Origin of the sequence: uncultured Campylobacter sp., assembly GCF_938030785.1 — a bacterium.
Taxonomy (GTDB): Bacteria; Campylobacterota; Campylobacteria; order Campylobacterales; family Campylobacteraceae; genus Campylobacter_B.
In genome coordinates this window covers 1-2126 of record NZ_CALHIK010000008.1, presented here as the reverse complement: position 1 = coordinate 2126, position 2126 = coordinate 1, and the positions used below count along the sequence as shown (strand labels likewise).

Below are 2126 nucleotides of genomic sequence, written 5' to 3'. Positions count from 1 at the left end.
AGCTTAGCGAATTTGAAAAGAAGATGAGCCAAAAATTTGCCGAGCTAAAAAGCTCTGATGTCGCTAAAAACGTAAGCGAAAGGGCGCGCGAGATGAGCGCCAAGGCTTACGAGGCCGCAAAAGAGACGATCGCCAAGCTAAAGTCTAAAAAGGACTAATCGCGCGTAGACGCCGTAAAAGCGGGCTTTGCGAGGCAGCGGAACACATAGAGCCCGCTCCGGCGCCCCCGTCTCGTCGCCTAAACGCGCAAAGAGGAGCTTTGTAGCTACATTCGTGCACCGAAGTAGGGTACGGCAAACGCTCAACTCAAAGTGGTGCAAAAACGAGCTCAAGCTAAATTTCGCTCGCAAATGTGCCAAGCGATAGCAACACGGCGAAAGCCCTATTTGACGACCAGCGCCGTAGTTTGCGGGAACTAGTCCAGCGCTTGTTTTCGCCGTTTACATTGAACCTAAACGAACGAGCAACGCGTATTTAAAATTTAAGCCGAATTGTGCGCTAGGCTAAATTTAGCGTCGAAATTTCATTAAATTTAATGCCGTGCGGTTCAGCCGGTGTTCAAATTTAGCGAAAAATTATCCCGCGTAGCGTAAATTCCGCGCCGCCTATACGTTCGCAAAACGAGCCGTCCAGACAAACAAAACGTCTAATAAAATCGAAATTGCAAGAATTTAACCAAATTTTGCTAAAATCGCCGCAAAATTACAAGGAGAAAAGATGAAAAAATTAGCTCTTTTAATATCGTTCGTCGCGATGATGCTTTTTAGCGGCTGTGCAAGCACTACGCAAAGCGGCGTCGTCGGCGCGGATCGCAGCCAGCTATTCACCGTAGGCGAAGCCGAAATGGATCAAAGCGCGGCGGTTGCATACAAACAGATAATCGCAAAGGCAAACCACGACAAAGTCCTAAACACCAATGCCACGCAAACCGCGCGCGTAAGGCAGATCGCAAGCAGGCTGATCAAGCAGGTCGGGGTGTTTAGAAAAGACGCACTGAAATGGAACTGGCAGGTTAATGTCATCAACGACCAAACGATCAACGCTTGGTGTATGCCTGGCGGCCGCATCGTCGTATATACGGGCATCATCGATAAGCTCAAGCTCACCGACGCCGAACTGGCCGCTATCGTAGGGCACGAGATGTCGCACGCGCTACGCGAGCACAGCCGCGAGCAGGCGTCCAGCGATCAGCTTAAAAATGTAGGAATTTTCACCGTCAGCCAAGTGGCTGGGCTGGGCGATCTGGGCGCGAGCGCGCTAAATATGGCGGCACAATACACATTCACGCTGCCGTTTTCGCGCACGCATGAGACGGAGGCCGATCTGATGGGCGTCGAGCTGATGGCGCGCGCAGGATACGACCCGCGAGCGGCGATAAACGTCTGGGAGAAGATGAACAAGCTAAATGAGAGCCATCCGCTTAAATTTATGTCCACGCACCCCTCAAACGAAGATCGTATCGCCGATCTAAAAGAGGTGATGCCGAAAGTTCTGCCGCTTTACGAGGCCGCCGCGAGAAATAAATAACCTCGCAATTTAAAATCTCAAAAGAGCTTTTCGCGCGGCGTTAGGATTTTATCCACTTCAGCCGCCGCGCCGAAGCTCCGTCGCGACAAAAGCTTGTCGCGGCGCAAAATCCTAAATCGCCGCAAAATTCCGTTAAAACGCGCGATAAACAAAATCGCGCCGAGATAAAATTTCATCTTTTAAAACATAAGCACTAGGCGAAATTTCGCCGTATAGGAGGCCGAAATGTCCGTCGCTACAGAATTTTACGGCGCGAAATTTTACGATTTTAAGCGCGATGGAATTTAGAGTAAAATTTTGCCCCTTCAAGCGCAGATAGAATTTCATCGCGACCGTATACAGATAAAATTTTACAGCCGCAATCGGGCGCAAAAATAAAATTTATTCGGCTGGGCGGCAGGATTTCAGCGTCTTTGCGTAGCGGCAAGTCTCGCGCGGGCAGATGAAATTCTGCGCGTAAAGAATTCAATTCCGCAAAATTCTACGAGCCGGCGTGAAGAATTTTCCGCGCCTTTTGGATTTTAAAGCGTTTTTAGATATAATCGCAAAATATTTATTTTTAAATTTCAAAGGATAAGAAATTTGGACACGGACAGTTC

General features: G+C 49.0%; 2 protein-coding genes. One reads left to right on the top strand and one right to left on the bottom strand.

The window, feature by feature from the left end:
* Positions 1–717: 717 nt before the first annotated feature.
* Entirely contained in the window at positions 718–1527 is an 810-nt protein-coding gene (locus tag Q0438_RS00610; protein WP_299186145.1) for a M48 family metallopeptidase, read from the top strand.
* Between the two features lie 132 nt (positions 1528–1659).
* Here the strand turns inward: Q0438_RS00610 and Q0438_RS00605 are convergent, their stop codons facing one another.
* Entirely contained in the window at positions 1660–1854 is a 195-nt protein-coding gene (locus tag Q0438_RS00605) for a hypothetical protein (protein WP_299186144.1), read from the bottom strand.
* Positions 1855–2126: the final 272 nt, after the last annotated feature.

Coding starts and splice junctions, on each gene's coding strand:
- Q0438_RS00610 (WP_299186145.1), top strand. CDS start 718: ATGAAAAAATTAGCTCTTTTAATATCGTTCGTCGCGATGATGCTTTTT.
- Q0438_RS00605 (WP_299186144.1), bottom strand. CDS start 1,854: ATGAAATTCTATCTGCGCTTGAAGGGGCAAAATTTTACTCTAAATTCC.